Origin of the sequence: Corynebacterium sp. c25Ua_89 (assembly GCF_047459735.1) — a bacterium.
Lineage (GTDB): Bacteria > Actinomycetota > Actinomycetes > Mycobacteriales > Mycobacteriaceae > Corynebacterium > Corynebacterium simulans.
This window is the reverse complement of the sequence record NZ_JASBOD010000001.1, coordinates 203,711-218,957: the sequence shown is the minus strand read 5'-3', so window position 1 is coordinate 218,957 and position 15,247 is coordinate 203,711. Positions and strand designations below refer to the sequence as shown.

The window sequence follows — 15,247 nt, the reverse complement described above, 5'->3', positions numbered from 1 at the left end:
GTCTACACGATTACAGGAACATAAGCAGCGACAGCGCCATCACTGCCATTCCGGCAATCAGCCCGTAGATGGCGTGGTGGTGTTCACCAGTTTCCTCTGCGGTGGGCAAAAGCTCATCAAGCGAGATGAAGACCATGATGCCGGCGATGGCTGCAAAGCTAAAGCCCATCGTGGCAGGCCCCATCAGCGGCAGCAGGAGAACGAAGCCCACCGCTGCCCCGACTGGCTCGGCGAGCCCCGAAACCGTAGCCCACCAGAAGGCTTTGGCTCTCGAGCCCGTGGCTTCCCGTAGTGGCACCGCGACTGCGATGCCTTCCGGAATATTGTGAATCGCAATCGCCACGGCTACCGGAATCGCGATACGTGGGTCTTCCAAGCCGGCGAGGAAGGTGGCAAAACCTTCCGGAAAATTATGAAAGGCCAAGGCGCAGGCCGTAAACACGCCCGTCTTCATCAGCCGCTTGCGGCGTGCTTCTTCTTCCGTGGTGGCAGGCTCGTGCGGATTAATCTCTTCCGGAACGATTCGGTCAATAACCGCAATTATCGCGATGCCGACGAAAAACGCGAGCACCACCGCCCAGGTTCCTGCCTTCTTTCCGCCAAAGGCATCCGTCAATTGCTCGAGGCCCGTCGGCAGGATCTCCATGAAAGAGACATAAAGCATGACGCCAGCCGAAAGACCTAACGCGGCAGCCATGAAAGCCGGACCAGCATGGCGTTTACTGACGGCGATGCCGGCGCCGATGGACGTCGATAAGCCGGCCAAGAGCGTAAGACCGAAAGCCACCGCCAAGGAAGACGCTGTATACATAACTTAAGACTCTAGAACATTAGCGCGCCCCAGCCCCCACTCCGTGGTGCGTAGGCTTTAAATGCGTAGGCTAGAAGCCTATAAACCTTTAAAGATTTGGAGGCCCTCGTTGGACGTGAGCATGTACCCACTAGCTAAAAGCTACTTCGGCGTCACTCACGTCGCAGTTCTCGAGCATGTAGTCCACTCGGTAGCGCTCAGCCTCCCGCTTTTGCACAAGGGGCCGCTTGCGCTGGCGGTCACGCTCGAGCCCGAGGCTTTCAGCGGCGGCTGGCGTGTGCGCAGCGAGTTTGGCATCTTAGGCTATCTCGACGCCGCGGAAACTGCGGAGTTTCCTGCCCTGCAGCGAGTGCGTGCTTCAGGGTTTAGAGTCGCAACTGACGCTACGGTTGAGCTCGTGTCTGAGGACGCGACTATCGACGTCGCGGTTAACCTCGGTCTTGCCCCGTGGATGGTGCCTGTCAATGAGCAACCCGCAGGCTCCGTACTGTTGCAGGGCGGCCTCGGCCTCCTCATCGATACCGCAACCGGGCAGCTTAATGAATCTCAACTTTCGCGCTTAATTACCCAGCAGATCTTCGTCTCGCTGCATCTGGTTGAAGGCGATATTGTCGCCGCTACCCCAGGCTTCGTCCTGGGCCGCGTGTGCACCACACAACAACAGCCACACCTCGGTGCGATCCTGGAACGTGGCAGTGCACAAGATGCCGCTATCGCTGCCCGTGCTTACTGCGCCGACGGCCGCATCGCTGTCGACGTGCCCGAGGTGGGCGCCACCGAGTTCTTCTCCCCCGCCGTCCCCGCCCTGCGCGTGCCGCCCGAAGCGCCCGCCATCCCTCCTGCCGTCGAGCCCGTGGCCACGCAGGCTTGGGAGACCGGCCTCGAGGCCGCAGACTTCCATGCCGGCCTGCCGCGCGGAGCCAAGAAAATCGCGCGCCTGGTGACTCTAGCGGCACAGCCTGCCCCGGAAGCAGTAGTAAAACCGGAACCAGCGGACAAACCTGAACCGCTGGCAGAGCCTGCACCGCGTAGCGAGCTCGCAAGCCTCGTCAACCACGTCCCAGGCCAACAAGCGTTAGCATGGCGGCAGCTTCCCGTCGCTGCGGCGCCGGGTCGCTTCTCCTCGGAGTCAGCGCGTGTGCGCGCACGACGCTCTGAACGTGCGGCCTCGCGGCAGCGGGGCGGGCACCACCGCAAGTAGACTTGCAGCTTTCCCACCGAAAGGACTTAACAATGCTTTCCCACAACCGGCGCTTGCTGCGCATCGGCGCGACCGTGCTGGCTGGCAGCCTCTTTTTGGCTGCCTGCGGCGAGGGCGAGTCCGCCAACCCGCGCATCATCCAAGGCTTGCACCAGAAAAAGCCGAAAGAGCCGATTGCCCGCCCGATGTCGGAGATGGTCCCAGGAGAGGTCGCCGCAGGACTCGGCAGCGAAAAGTACGGACTGCCCACCGCCCACGGCGCATCCATCGCATCGGGAGCGATGGAGCAATGCCGGGATTTCAAAGGCGATACCTTCCAAGCTGTTGCCGATGCCAAGACTTTGGAGGACCACGAAATCGAGGTGGACTACGGCCTCGACGATGCCGACATGAAGTCCTGGGATGGCATGTGCGCACCCATCAAATTCGAAGGCGCCAATGCCTTTGCCACCGTGGCGACAGTGCCGTTTAAACAGGACAAGAACGAAGTCACAGGCCCGATGCTCTACATCTTCAACGGCGGTAACGGCGCTCCCCTGGTCACCCAGCCTTTCGAGCTGCCGCAGGAATTTGCCGGGAAGAAGATGAGTGATTTCGCCATCACCCAGGTGGGCGAAAAGCTGGTCTTTTCCCTAAACGATGTGCCGGAGGACAAAGCCCCACAAATCTTCACGCTCTCGCTTGCTGATGCCACCTCAAAGACCGTCAATCAGCCAGAGCCGCCGGCGAATACCTCGCAGCGCCGCCTAGAGGAATTCCGCATTCAGGATTCCTATGTTTATATCGCCGAACGCAACAGCGAGGCCGGATATCAGCTCGTTGCTGTCGATGCCCTAAGCGGCGAGGAAACCGTCTTGGTGGATGCGGGTTCCCCGGGCTTCAACGACGGCGAGCTGCCGCCCGAGGCCAAGGGCTATACCTTGCTGCACAACAACGACTTCCTAGTGGGACTCTCCGACAACGCAGCGCGCCCAACCTTTGTCTACGACAAGCAGCAAGGCCCGCGCATGCTTGGCGATGCCTTCCCGCTCGACGACCCTGAGGATCCCGCCCACGTCTCCAGTCCTACGGGCACCATCGTGCGCAATCATCTGACGCTGCTGGATAAAGATGCCGGCATCAAGGTCATCGATCTGGCTAGCGGCGAGCAGGTGAGGGAAGTCTCCAACGAGAAGATGACCGAACCTTTCGAGACCGAGGACTACAAGGAGCAGGGCATCTCGGCTATTTCTAATGGCCAGTCTCTGTACCTTTCTACCGGCAAGACCGAGGAATCCACCGAGCGTTACAAGCTCAACCTGGAGACCTTGGAGGTCGAGGAAAAGAACCCGAAGGCCGTGCCGCTCTTCGATACCCAGAACCTCTTCTTTAAAGGCTCCACCCTATTCGCCAACTTCGGCGAGGCCGGCGAGACCATCCCGGCCACCGGCGTTTACGCCTACTACGACTAAGCAAGCTCGCGCAGGCTGCCATCGAGGCGCCGGGTAATCCCCTTCGCATCCAGTTGCTCTAGCAGCGGGATGGCAACCCGGCGCGTGGTGCAAAGCGCCTGACGCGCCTGCGAGGTGCTAAAGGGCTGCTCGATTTCTTGCAGGCGGGTTCTTGCCTCCGCGACTGCCGCGGGCAGCAACACCACGCCGTCTTTTAGGCGCAGCAGTCTCCCGGCGCGCTCAGCTGCGGCAAGCTCTTTATTTCCTAGACCAAGCTCGCGTAGGTCCGCGGCCTCCGGCGCGGCGAAGGGCTCTCTCTTTAGCCGGCGCTCCAGCTCGGCAACGCCCGCTTCTGCCTCGCCCAAGTTAACCGCAGCGCCGGGCAGCCGAATAACGCCTTCGGCGGACTCCAGCTTCGCCGCGGCAACAGCTAGGTTGAGCAGGCTATCTTCTTCGACACCCAATACATCACGGGCGGCACCGCGCGGCAGGCCGACAGACAGCGGCTTAGCCGCCATGTGTTCCTGTACGGCATCATTGAGCGCCTGCTTCCACTGTCCCACCTGGCGGGCGGTTATCCACCACTTGTTAAAGGCAATCACCCCGGCAGGCGGCGCGGAGGTCTCATAGCCATCCTGTTCTAACTCGCTGAGCAACACGTAACCGCGGTGACGCAGGCTCTGTGCCGGATTGCGGTAGTCTTCCAGCTGCGCGAGTTCTTCCGCGCGGCGGGCTGCGGCTCCCCGCCGGCGCAGCGCGGGCGGGACGAGGTCAACAATTTCCACGCCGGCCAACACGTGGCGAGCGCCGGGCCCGCGCAGCACAAAGCGATCCCCCAGCTGAAGAGCCAATGGGGCACTGAGTCGAATGCGCGCGAAGTCGCCGCTGAGAGGTCGCACGCGTGCTTCCACGCCCGCCGTGCCGGTATGGGCGATGAGCTCCTGGACCACGTCACTTAGGCTTTCGCCAGAGACCCGACGCACGTCGAATTCTTGTGTGACCCGCCACGTGCTTGGGCTGAGCAGGCTATCGCCGCGGCTAATCGCCTCTGCCTCCACCCCGCGCAGGTTTACCGCAACGCGGGTGACTGGCTGGGCTGAGACAACCGCCGTATTTTCACTGTGCAGGCCGCGTACCTCGACTGGGACCAGCTCCCCGCCGCTGAGCAGCTCAAGACGATCGCCCACGGCAATGCTGCCTGCCCCAAGTGTTCCGGTGACCACGGTGCCCGCGCCTTTCACGCTGAAGGAGCGATCTACCCACAGGCGAACGCGCCGCTCGGCATCTGGAGCAGGCGCTGCGGCCAGCACGGTGTCGAGCTCAGCGCGCAGCTTCTCGATGCCCTCCCCGGTCTTAGCGGAGACCTCGATGATGGCGGCGTCGGCAAGCGCGGTGCCCGCGAGCTGCCTGCCTACCTCCGCGCGCACATCCCGACGACGCTGATCATCCGCACGGTCGGCGCGGGTCAGCGCCACGACGCCGTGGCTAATTCCCAGCGCGGCGATGGCATCGCGGTGATCGGTGGACTGAGCCTGCCAGCCTTCATCGGCGGCGACAACGAAAAGCACCACCGGCGCAGGCCCCAGGCCAGCCAGCATATTGCCCAAGAATCGCTCATGGCCTGGGACATCAACAAAGGCAACATCGGCGCCCGAGGGCAGGTGCGTCCACACGAAGCCCAAGTCGATGGTGAGCCCGCGGCGCTTTTCCTCTTCCCAGCGATCCGGGTCCATGCCCGTAAGTGCCCGCGCGAGCGTGGACTTTCCATGGTCCACGTGGCCGGCGGTGGCGACGACGTACATCTTTTACTCCTCAGACTGTAGCTTTTGGGCTTTGCGGATGGCCGCGATGAGCGCGGCGTCTTGGGAGGCAGGGATGCAGCGGACATCGATAAGACACTGCCCCTGGTGTACGCGCGGCAGCACGGCCGACTGCCCAACGCGCAGAAGAGCGGCGAGCTTTTCCGGCAAGGCCACGGCAAATCCTTCGAGCGGGTACTCAGGTGCCCCACCACCGCCAACACGTCCGGCGTGTGCGACCACCTCGCCTCCTACCGCCTGCGCCACCTCTTCGGTGCGGCGGCGGTACTCGGCGGAATCAATATGCAGGGCCTCCTCAACTGCATTCGCCGGCGCATTTAGCGCTGCTTCCAGGGCGTTTAGCCGCAGCTTATCGATGCGCACCGCACGCGCGAGCGGGTGCTTCTTCAACAAAGCAATGGCCTTCTTGGTGCCCAAGATGATGCCGGCCTGCGGCCCGCCGAGCAGCTTGTCACCAGAGGCGATGACCACGTCCGCGCCGGCATCCAGCTGCTCCTTGAGGCTCGGCTCCTCGGGCAAGGTCGGGTCCGGCACCAGCAGCCCGGAGCCCAGATCGACGATGAGGCTGACCTGCCCCTCGCCCTCTCCGCGAGACTTATTGTGCTTCTTCAGTGCCCCACGCAGCTGCGGCACATCCACGGCGGTGGTAAAGCCCTCGATGCGAAAGTTGGAAGGATGTACCTTCAGCACCGCGCCGGTGTTGTTACCCAGCGCAGCCTCGTAGTCGGCGAGGTGGGTGCGGTTGGTGGCGCCAATCTCTTTGAGTACCGTGCCGGAGGATTCGATGAGTTCCGGCAGCCGGAATCCGGCGCCGATCTCGATGAGTTCGCCGCGGGAGATAATGACTTCCTGGCCGGGGGCAAGAGCGGCGGTGGCCAGCAACAACGCTGCAGCTCCGTTGTTGACCACGAGCGCATCTTCCGCGCCCGGGCAGGCTGCAAGCAGCGCATTGATGGCGCCGCGGCCGCGGTCCTTAGAACGCACGCCGGCCGGAAGATCGAGTTCGACGTCGGTGTAGGCGGCGGCATCGGCAAGCGCAGCGATGGCAACCTCCGGAAGCGGCGCGCGGCCCAAGTTCGTGTGCACGATAACCCCGGTGGCGTTGAGCACCGGGCGCAGGCTATACGGGCTTGCGTTGTTTAGAGCATCCCGGACCTTGGCGGTGACATCCGCTGGCGCGATGGCTCCCCTTTGCGCCTGCTTGACGACGCCCCGGATAACAGCCCGCACTGCATGTTCCGCGAGCTTCTCGCGCGCGGCTTGGGCCTCTGGCAGCGCCAAAAGTTGATCGGTACGGGGGATGTTGCGGCGCTCGTCCTGCCGCTGCGAATCGCTCTTGCTTGTCACAAACGTTCCTTGGGTTGCGGGGAGATGCCACGGGTGCCAGATACGCTGGCGGAGACGGACAGGAATCGAACCTGCCAGACCGAGCTACTCGGCCTCACCGGTTTTGAAGACCGGGGCGCCCACCAGGACACGTACGCCTCCATCGCACGAGTTTACACTTAGGCCAATTCAGCCAACACCCTGCCCAGCACCGCGCCCGCGCGAATCCACAAAAGCACCATTGCCCCAGCATGTTGCCAGCAGTTGTACACTCGGGATAATGAACGACATTTTGTTGACATCTTTTGCAGCAGGCGGCGGATGCGCCTGTAAAATCCCGCCGGGTGAGTTGGAATCGGCCGTCGAAGGCCTCGTAGGCAAGGCCGATCCGAACGTTTTGGTGGGCCTCGATGACGGCGACGATGCCGCGGCTGTCAAGATTCAAGATGGCCTGGCGGTAATTTCCACCGCGGACTTTTTCACCCCGATGCTCAACGACCCTTATGACTGGGGCCGAGTGGCAGCAGCGAACGCGCTTTCTGACGTCTACGCCATGGGTGGCACCCCAGTCACCGCCATCAACCTGGTGGGTTGGCCGCGTGAGGTACTCCCCCTCGACGTTCTGCGCGAGGTCTTGCGCGGCGGAATGGATGTCGCGACGCAAGCTGGCATCTCCGTGACCGGTGGCCACTCAATTACCTCGCCAGAGCCAATCTACGGCATGGCGGCCACGGGCATCGTGGCGCCGGAGAAGCTGATGCGCAACGACACTGCGGAAGCGGGCCTTCCCATCACGCTGACCAAACCCATCGGCGTGGGCATCTTGAACAACAAGCACAAGGCCACTGGTGAGGTTTCCAAAGCGGCCGTGGACTCAATGACCACGCTCAACCGCGAGGCCTCCCGCGCAGCAGTTGAGGCTGGCATTTCTGCAGCTACCGACGTCACCGGCTTTGGCTTGTTGGGCCACCTCTACAAGATGATGCGCGCCTCCGGCATCGCCGCTGAGCTCGACGCCAGCTCGGTTCCGGCCGTAGAAGGCGCCAAAGAAGCTCTTGCTGAGGGCTTTATTCCAGGCGGCTCCCGCCGCAACCTGGATTGGGTACGCCCGCACATCGACAATGCCGCGGAGCTTAGCGAAGAAGAGCTCGTCTTCCTCGCCGACGCCCAGACCTCCGGCGGCCTACTGCTCATCGGCGAGGTACCGGGCTACCCAGTCATCGGACGCACCGTGGCTCACGATGGTTCTGAGGACAGCGCCTTCATCACCATCAAGTAAGACTGCGGTTTCGGCCGTGGCCTGCTGGGCCGTCTAGGCCTCCTTCTTAAACAGGCGTGATACCCACCCGGACTTTTCCGCGGTGGGGTGCGTGCCGAGGATCTTCTCGCCCCGTCGGAACACGAACGTCATGCGCGCGCCCTCGCGGGTGGGCTCACCGATGAGCTCGTGGCCCGCTGCTGCGGCGTCATCCGGCACGTTGCGATAAGCCTGCGGGCAATCAGTGGTTACTTCCAGGATCTGCCCCGGCTTGAGGCCATGCAATGCCTCCAATGTGTGAATGACCGGGTACGGGCACGACTCGCCACACAAGTCGATTTCAAAATCAGGTGTGGTCACACTAGGTCCTTACTTTTGTTAACAGAGCTCAGTTTTTGCAGTGTTTTCCTTACGCGCTACGGCTGTACTGGGATTCTAGACGCGCACGACGGTCGCCACGACGCGGTGCTTGAAGTAGCCACCACCCCACGAGCAGAGCCGAGGTCAGTGCAAGTGCGGGCCATGGGCCAAAGGACTCATAGAAGTTGAGCTTCCAGGAGTTTGCCACCAAGGTGTCGTAAACGCCCCAATGATCCCAGCCATATGCCAGTACCGTTGCGCCGATGACGTTTCCGGCAAAGGCAACCCACGCAACCAGCTGGCCCTCCATTGCGCGGTACATCATGCCAGTCTCACAAGCGCCAGCCATGATGATGCCCAGCCCGAAGAGGAAGCCGCCGATCACGGTTCCCCATCCTGCCGGCTTCGTCAGCGGTTCCATTCCGGTGCCCAGCAAGACAAAGAAGGTCACGATGACGGCCGCGGCCAAGCCAATAATCAGCGAGTCCGCGAGCTTGGTCTTCTTGGTCACCCACAAATCGCGGAAGGCCGCAGTAAAGCAGATCTGACCGCGCTGGATGAGGATTCCAAAAGCCAAGCCAAAGACCACGGCTGCAGCCAACATGTTCTTGCCCGTCATGAAGTAGACGATGGTGACCACGACCATCACTGCGCACATCCCGATGGCAACAACGAGGTGGCGGATACGGCGGCGTCTTAAAGCATCAGCGTCACCGGTGTCCTTAGCCTGGGCCGGGCGCGGGCGCGTGGGACCACGCCACCAGTGTTGCTTGATCACCTGCACCCCGCCCCAGGTACCTACCGCAGTCATCACGGTGAAAATCCACGCGTGCAGCGAGAACTGCGGAATGCCCGTGAACATCGCCGCGAGGTTGCAACCGTAGGCCAAGCGCGCGCCAAATCCGGCGACGATGCCGCCCACCAAGGCTTGTGCCCATCGGCGCTTGAGCGGCGGAATGCGCCACCGGAAATCCCCTGCTGCCAGGGCCGCGATGAGTGAACCAATCAGCATCGCAATGACGATCCAGCCATCAGTGCGCTCAAGCGGATTGCCCTGTATTTTGGTTACTTCTGCATAGTATTTCCAGCCCTGAATATCAGCGCCGAAGGCCTCCACGACGTGGCCGCCAAGGCGCGTGAACTCGCCGGTGACTGCCCAAACAGTCCCGGTGATGAGGAAGTACAAACCAGACAGGATGCCCAACACGGCAAAGACTGGTCCTGGGGCGAGTCCCACGCGGGTGCGATAAAAAGCGTCATAAGACTTCTTGTCATACGAGCGCAGACTACGAGAAGGGGTGGACATCTTTTTCTTCTTTCACAATCCAAGTCGCGGCGTGTGCTTTACGTCTAGAAAGAGAATAGGCGAAGCCCACCGATTGAAAAGCATTAGGGTCCACGAGAAAAGCCCGCGCTTGCTAGAACTTCGTGTTCTGGCAAGACGCGGGCTTGAGGGTTTTCGCGCAAAAGCGCGAGAAGCAAGCGCGGCTTAGTGCTTGGAGGTGACCACCGAGTGGGCCAGGCCTTCTTGCGCACGCTTGCGCGCGGCGCGACGCTTTTGTGGCTCGATGGTAGTCGCAGGATCCTTGACCGCCTCGATCCCCGCGTTGAGCACGCCGAAACGGGTGCAGGCGGAACCCGCCATGAGCGAGAGACCCGAGAGCACGGAGAGGGTACGGGACTTAGTGGCCGCGGCCAGTGCGGTGCCTATGCCACCGGCGGCGATGAGGTACTCGCTGGCCTTCATCAACTTGCCTGGGGTGCCGTTGTGCAAAGGCGCGACAGTCTCAGGCTCCATGTTTTCCTCCATGACCTTGGTCATGACGAGGTCGCTGGCAGCGGCAGCCATACCCAGAGCGCGGGCCGGGCCGGCGCTTTCGACCGGAGTAAAGACCATGGCGCAGCCGGAGGCAGCGGCAGAGGCCGAGGAAACGAACACATAAGGCAGATGCTGCTTGGCGTCATTCCACGTCGGGTTCGAGGTATTGCCCAAAAGCACCGCGGTATATCCCGCCAGCGGCCCACCCAAGATACCTGCCGCCACGCCGGCCGGACCGGCAGCGGCACCAAGAGCCTTGCGCACGAACTTTGGCACAGGCAGCTTCTGCTTGGTCAGCTTGTCCGCCTCATGCAAAGCCGGCAAGGAGGAGGCCGTGGCAAAGGTGCCCAGAATCCACGAACCCACGCTCATCGGCGAGGTCACCTTGAACACACGAAACATGTTCAGCAGGCGCTCAGGGCGGCCGAGGTCCAAAACCAGGAACACAGAGCCGCCCGCGGCAGCGCTAAAGGCCGCCAGGCGGGTACTGCGCGCCAAGGCTTCATTCTGGGTGGCCTGCGCGCCAGCCGCCAGCAGTGCGGAGCCGCCAGAGACACCGCCCAAGAACAGGTAGACGCCAATGGGCCACTCCCACGGCGGAGCCTTAACTACAGACTTGCCGTAGTAGGAGGAAAACTCAAAGTCCTCCGCCATACGCTCTTCTTTAGAACCATCCTGCGCACCGGCGCCAACCCGCTTGCGCTTCTTCTTTGGCTTGGTGCCGTCGAACTTGCGGTAGCGGTTAGCGCGCGCTGGTTGCGGCGGGCGGTACTCGTCGAATTCACTCACTTGCGGCCTCCCATCACGAATGCGCCAGCGACGGCCAAGGCCATGCCACCGATAGCTTTAGCTGCGGTCTTATACATCTGCGGCAAATCCGCAGTAGGAACCCGCGGGTCAGGCGGAAGGCCATAGACCTCCGGGGAATCCAGCAACAGGAAGATGGACCCGGTTCCGCCGACGCCGTCGTCAGGATTAGCGCCATACAGGCGCGCCTCGGTAAGCCCCTGCTCGTGGAGGACCCGCACGCGCTCCTTCGCCGCGGCGAGCATCTCTTCATAGGGGCCGAACTGGATGGAGTCGGTCGGGCACGTCTTTGCGCACGCTGGCTGCTCGCCAATCTTGAGGCGGTCGTAGCACATGGTGCACTTCTGAGCGACGCCGAGATTCTTGATCGGCATCTTCTTCCCCGGTACGTGGTCCTCGCCCTGTGGTTTCAGCTGCGCCAGCTTCTTGAACACATTAATGCCAGCGTGGTCATCGGGCTGAAAATCGACGGTAGCCGTCTTATCAGTCTTCAGCGTCACACCGCCGTCATCGCGGCGCTCGATAACGCCGAAAGGACAGCCGGCAACGCAGGTGCCGCAGCCATTGCAGACGTCATCTTGGACAACCACGGTGCCAAACTCAGAGCGGAACAGCGCGCCCGTTGGGCACACGTCCAAACAACCGGCGTTGGTGCAGTGCTTGCACACGTCAGAGGACATGAGCCAACGGAAGTCACCGGTGTCCGGCGGCGTGGTATCGACCTTTTCTAGCTGCGACCCGAAACCGGGCATGCCGAGGGAGACCAACTGACGGCCTTCCTCACGTGCCTGCTCGATGCGCTCTTGACCTTGTTCGATGAAGGCCACGTGGCGCCAGGTATTGGCGCCCAATGAGCCGGTGTTGTCGTAAGAGTCACCGGTTACCGCATATCCCTCAACCGGGTTGCGGTTCCATTCCTTACAGGCCACCTCGCAGGCTTTGCAGCCAATACAGATCGAGGTGTCCGTAAAGAAGGCCATGCGGTTATAGGACTCGTAGCCGTGCTGATCGGCTTTTTCAGTAAGCAAATTAGCCATGAGCTCTACTCACCTACCCTTCTTTGCCTTCGTAGTCGGCTACGTTGCCGGCGGTGTCATCAGCGCCGGTGTTTTCGTCCTTGGAATTAGCACCCTTGTCTTCGGGATTCAGCGTGAAAGCATCGTCGACGTCGACAAGCTGGTTACCGGACTCCAGGTCAAGGTGAGCCTTGTCCTGGTACTCCTTGAGCAACTCGATGCGGGCATGTCCGCGTGGGCGACGGCCCGGGCGGATATCGCAGGCACCAATCTTGGAGTTCTGAATCCACACGTTCGGCTCAAGCGTGAGACCGAGCAGGTCATTCGCGCCGTCGCCAGCCACGTCCGTGGTTTCGGACTCGCCGTAGTGATACGGCAAACCGATCTGGTGGAAATCCTCGCCGTTAATCGTCAGCTTCTGCACGCGGCCGGTGACCAAGACCTGCGCTTCGATCACGCCACGCGGTGAAACGATGGTTGCCCATTCGCCGTTTTCCAGCCCGCGCAGTTCTGCAAGCTCCTTCGAGACCTCACAGAACAGGCCCGGCTGCAGCTCCGCCAGGTAAGGCAGGCGGCGCGACATCGCACCCGAGGTATACATCTCGGTCAGGCGGTAGGTGGAGAACACGAACGGGAAGACCTCGGCTCCTGGCTCGCCCGGTTCTGGGCGCGACAGGTTATCTGGACGCTTAATGGTAAGACGCGTCGGCGATTGCTGCTGCTTGTAGAGCAGGTTGTGCGCTGGGGACTCATGCGGCTCATAGTGCGTTGGCAGCGGGCCATCCGATAGTCCCTTCGGGGCGAAGAGCCAGCCGACTCCGTCCGCCTGCATGATGAATGGATCGTCACCGTCGAGCGCGGCAGGGCCGACGGCGTCGATAGGCGCACGGTAATCCGGCGCCTTGTTGACTGGGAAGTCTGGTACGTCGTCGCCAACCCATGCCTCCTTGGCAGCATCCCACCAGATGTACTTCTTGCGCTCAGACCATGGTTTTCCGTCTGGGCGTGCGGAAGCCCGGTTATAAAGAATGCGGCGGTTAGCAGGCCAGACCCAGCCCCACTCGAGGGCGACCTCATTTTGTTCAGATCCCGGTACCTTCTTGGCGGCATGGTTGATGCCGTCCTTGAACACGCCGGTGTAAATCCAGCAGCCGCCGGAGGTGGAGCCGTCGTTCTTCATCTCAACGAAGGTCGGCAGTAGCTCGCCCTTCTTAGGACCATCGAGGTAGTAGCCGTTGATCTCCTTGAGGATCTCCTCGGAGTCTGGCTCACCTTCCTCGTTTTCGGTGTAATCCCAGGTGATCTTCTGAACCGGAAGATCGCGCGGATCGGTGGAGTCGGCCAAGCGCTCCTTGATCTTCTTACCCAGCTGGTAGAAGAACCACAGGTCACTGGTGGCCTCACCCGGCGGGGTAACCGCCTGGAAACGCCACTGCAGCATGCGCTGGGTCTGGGTGAAGGTGCCGGCCTTTTCCACGTGGGTAGCTGCCGGCATGAGGAAGACCTCGGTACCGATTTCCTCGGTCTTCAACTCACCGTTTTTAATCTCCGGCGAGTCCTTCCAGAAGCTAGCAGTCTCGATTTCTTGGAAGTCACGAACGACCAGCCACTTCAACGCAGCCAGACCACGGCGCTGCATACCGCCGTTGGACTGTGCCACCGCTGGGTTTTGACCGAAGACGATGTAGCCCTCAACCTCATGCTCGAGCATGGCCATCAAGGTCTCATACGTCGAGTGCGCACCAGAAATGCGCGGCATGAGGTTATAACCCCACTCGTTTTCCGCCGTAGCGGCATCGCCCCAATAAGACTTCATGAGCGATACGGCATAGTTCTCGCCGATCTGCCAGAAGCCCTTCTGATCTTCCTTGCGGAAGGTATTGACGTAATCCTTCCAGCTCTGCAGGTTAACGTGCGGCATCGGCAGGTAGCCCGGCAGCGAGTTGAACAGCGTCGGGATATCCGTGGAACCTTGGATGGAAGCGTGGCCACGCAGCGCCATGATGCCGGAGCCTGGGCGGCCGACGTTGCCCATCAGCAGCTGCAAGATAGCAGCGGTACGGATGAACTGAGCGCCCAGCGTGTGCTGGGTAAAGCCCAAGGCATAGGCAAAGCAGGTGGTGCGATCCGGCTTGGAGTTATCCGCGATGGAGTTAGCCAAGTAGTAGAAGTCTTCCTGCGAAATGCCACAGGTCTCTTCCACCAGCTCCGGGGTGTAGCGGGAGTAGTGACGCTTTAGAATCTGGAACACCGAATTCGGGTGCTGCAGAGTCTCGTCCTTCTCCACGTTCCACGAGGAGCCTTCCGGCTTGCGCACGTACTGCCACGAGTCGGTAACGTACTTGCCTGTTTCTGGGTCATAGCCAGAGAAAAGACCATCCAGGTCCTCGGTGTCCTGGTAATCAGGCGAAATGATCGAGGAAGCGTTGGTGTACGAGACCACGTAGTCGTGGAAATAAAGCTCGTTGTCGAGCATGTACTTGATGATGGCGCCAAGCAGCACCACGTCAGTACCACCGCGAATGCCGATGTGGCGGTTCGCGAAAGCCGAAGTACGGGTATAGCGCGGATCCACGTGGATGATGCGCGCGCCGCGCTTCTTGGCCTCAACTACCCACTGGAAGCCCACTGGGTGGCATTCAGCCATGTTAGAACCCTCAATGACAATGCAGTCCGCATTTGCCATATCCTGCAGCGGTTGGGTTGCGCCGCCGCGGCCAAACGAAGTTCCCAAACTGGGAACGGTGGCAGAGTGTCAAATACGCGCCTGATTTTCCACCTGAATCGCGCCGGTGGCGGTAAACAGCTTCTTAATCAGGTAGTTCTCTTCGTTGTCCAGGGTTGCACCGCCCAGACCGGCGATACCCATGGTGCGGTTGAGAGTGCGGCCTTCATCGTCAACGTCTTGCCAATGGGCCTTGCGGGATGCGATATAGCGATCCGCAATCATATCCATGGCAGTTTCGGTATCCAGGTACTCCCACTCGGTGGAGTAAGGCGCACGGTACTTGATCTTGGTCAGACGCGAAGCAGAGTTAATAAGCTGCTCAGAGGCAGAGCCCTTCGGGCAAAGGCGACCGCGCGAGATCGGAGAATCTGGATCGCCTTCAACCTGAATGACTCTGTTGTCCTTGACATAAACGCGCTGCGCACAGCCCACCGCACAATAAGGACACACAGATTGCACGACGCGGTCCGCTTCAACGGTCCGTCCGTGGAGCTCTTTGCTCTTCTTCGACTGGGTGCTCAAGTCCCTGCCGAAGGCGTCCTTGGAACGCACCTGGCGCACAACGGGCCAGTTGAGAGGACTAAATTTCGACATACAGTCAAAAATAGTGTGACTCATTGCCTAAATCTAGAAAGGCGTGCCTAACTTAGGGCCTTCAGTTCTGGAACAAT

Annotated in this window: 11 protein-coding genes and 1 tRNA gene; 3 read left to right on the top strand and 9 right to left on the bottom strand. The window is 61.2% G+C overall.

The genetic code is table 11. From position 1 onward, the window contains the following. Nucleotides 1-10: 10 nt before the first annotated feature. A complete protein-coding gene (zupT, locus tag QKB66_RS01030; protein ID WP_070732856.1) occupies nucleotides 11-811 on the bottom strand; it encodes a zinc transporter ZupT in 801 nt (266 codons plus the stop codon). Nucleotides 812-932: 121 nt separating this feature from the next. On the opposite strand from zupT, the gene QKB66_RS01025 reads away from it, so the two are divergent. Together QKB66_RS01025 and QKB66_RS01020 are read left to right on the top strand one after the other, a co-directional pair. Beyond that, nucleotides 933-2,012 (top strand): hypothetical protein, encoded by a 1,080-nt coding sequence (locus tag QKB66_RS01025; RefSeq protein WP_248091287.1) that lies wholly within the window; start codon nucleotides 933-935, stop codon nucleotides 2,010-2,012. A 32-nt stretch (nucleotides 2,013-2,044) separates the two neighbouring features. Beyond that, a complete protein-coding gene (locus tag QKB66_RS01020) occupies nucleotides 2,045-3,463 on the top strand; it encodes a hypothetical protein (RefSeq protein ID WP_414252493.1) in 1,419 nt (472 codons plus the stop codon). Here the strand turns inward: QKB66_RS01020 and selB are convergent. From selB to QKB66_RS01005, 3 genes are all read right to left on the bottom strand, one after another. After that, nucleotides 3,460-5,244: a selenocysteine-specific translation elongation factor gene (selB, locus tag QKB66_RS01015; protein WP_311518113.1), complete on the bottom strand. Its 1,785-nt coding sequence runs from the start codon at nucleotides 5,242-5,244 to the stop codon at nucleotides 3,460-3,462. The genes QKB66_RS01020 and selB overlap by 4 nt on opposite strands. A gap of 3 nt (nucleotides 5,245-5,247) precedes the next feature. Further along, entirely contained in the window at nucleotides 5,248-6,609 is a 1,362-nt protein-coding gene (gene selA / locus QKB66_RS01010; protein WP_070518683.1) for an L-seryl-tRNA(Sec) selenium transferase, read from the bottom strand. 46 nt (nucleotides 6,610-6,655) lie between these two features. Beyond that, nucleotides 6,656-6,750: transfer RNA gene (locus QKB66_RS01005), tRNA-Sec, on the bottom strand. A 118-nt stretch (nucleotides 6,751-6,868) separates the two neighbouring features. Between QKB66_RS01005 and selD the strand changes: the two genes are divergently transcribed. Beyond that, complete coding sequence (gene selD, locus QKB66_RS01000; protein WP_414252492.1) at nucleotides 6,869-7,867, top strand: selenide, water dikinase SelD; 999 nt, start codon at nucleotides 6,869-6,871, stop codon at nucleotides 7,865-7,867. Nucleotides 7,868-7,900: 33 nt separating this feature from the next. Here the strand turns inward: selD and yedF are convergent, their stop codons facing one another. The 5 genes from yedF to fdnG all read right to left on the bottom strand — a co-directional run bounded on the left by yedF (nucleotide 7,901) and on the right by fdnG (nucleotide 15,170). Further along, complete coding sequence (gene yedF / locus QKB66_RS00995; RefSeq protein WP_096336685.1) at nucleotides 7,901-8,206, bottom strand: sulfurtransferase-like selenium metabolism protein YedF; 306 nt, start codon at nucleotides 8,204-8,206, stop codon at nucleotides 7,901-7,903. 49 nt (nucleotides 8,207-8,255) lie between these two features. Next, nucleotides 8,256-9,512: a selenium metabolism membrane protein YedE/FdhT gene (yedE, locus tag QKB66_RS00990; protein ID WP_311518112.1), complete on the bottom strand. Its 1,257-nt coding sequence runs from the start codon at nucleotides 9,510-9,512 to the stop codon at nucleotides 8,256-8,258. Nucleotides 9,513-9,695: 183 nt separating this feature from the next. Further along, nucleotides 9,696-10,814 (bottom strand): NrfD/PsrC family molybdoenzyme membrane anchor subunit, encoded by a 1,119-nt coding sequence (gene nrfD / locus QKB66_RS00985; RefSeq protein ID WP_414252491.1) that lies wholly within the window; start codon nucleotides 10,812-10,814, stop codon nucleotides 9,696-9,698. Beyond that, the gene (locus tag QKB66_RS00980) at nucleotides 10,811-11,869 is read right to left on the bottom strand and encodes a 4Fe-4S dicluster domain-containing protein (protein ID WP_062041334.1); all 1,059 of its coding nucleotides are present in this window, start codon (nucleotides 11,867-11,869) and stop codon (nucleotides 10,811-10,813) included. Before QKB66_RS00980 ends, nrfD begins: the two co-directional genes overlap by 4 nt. A 13-nt stretch (nucleotides 11,870-11,882) precedes the next feature. Further along, complete coding sequence (fdnG, locus tag QKB66_RS00975) at nucleotides 11,883-15,170, bottom strand: formate dehydrogenase-N subunit alpha (RefSeq protein ID WP_414252490.1); 3,288 nt, start codon at nucleotides 15,168-15,170, stop codon at nucleotides 11,883-11,885. Between the last annotated feature and the right edge of the window lie 77 nt (nucleotides 15,171-15,247).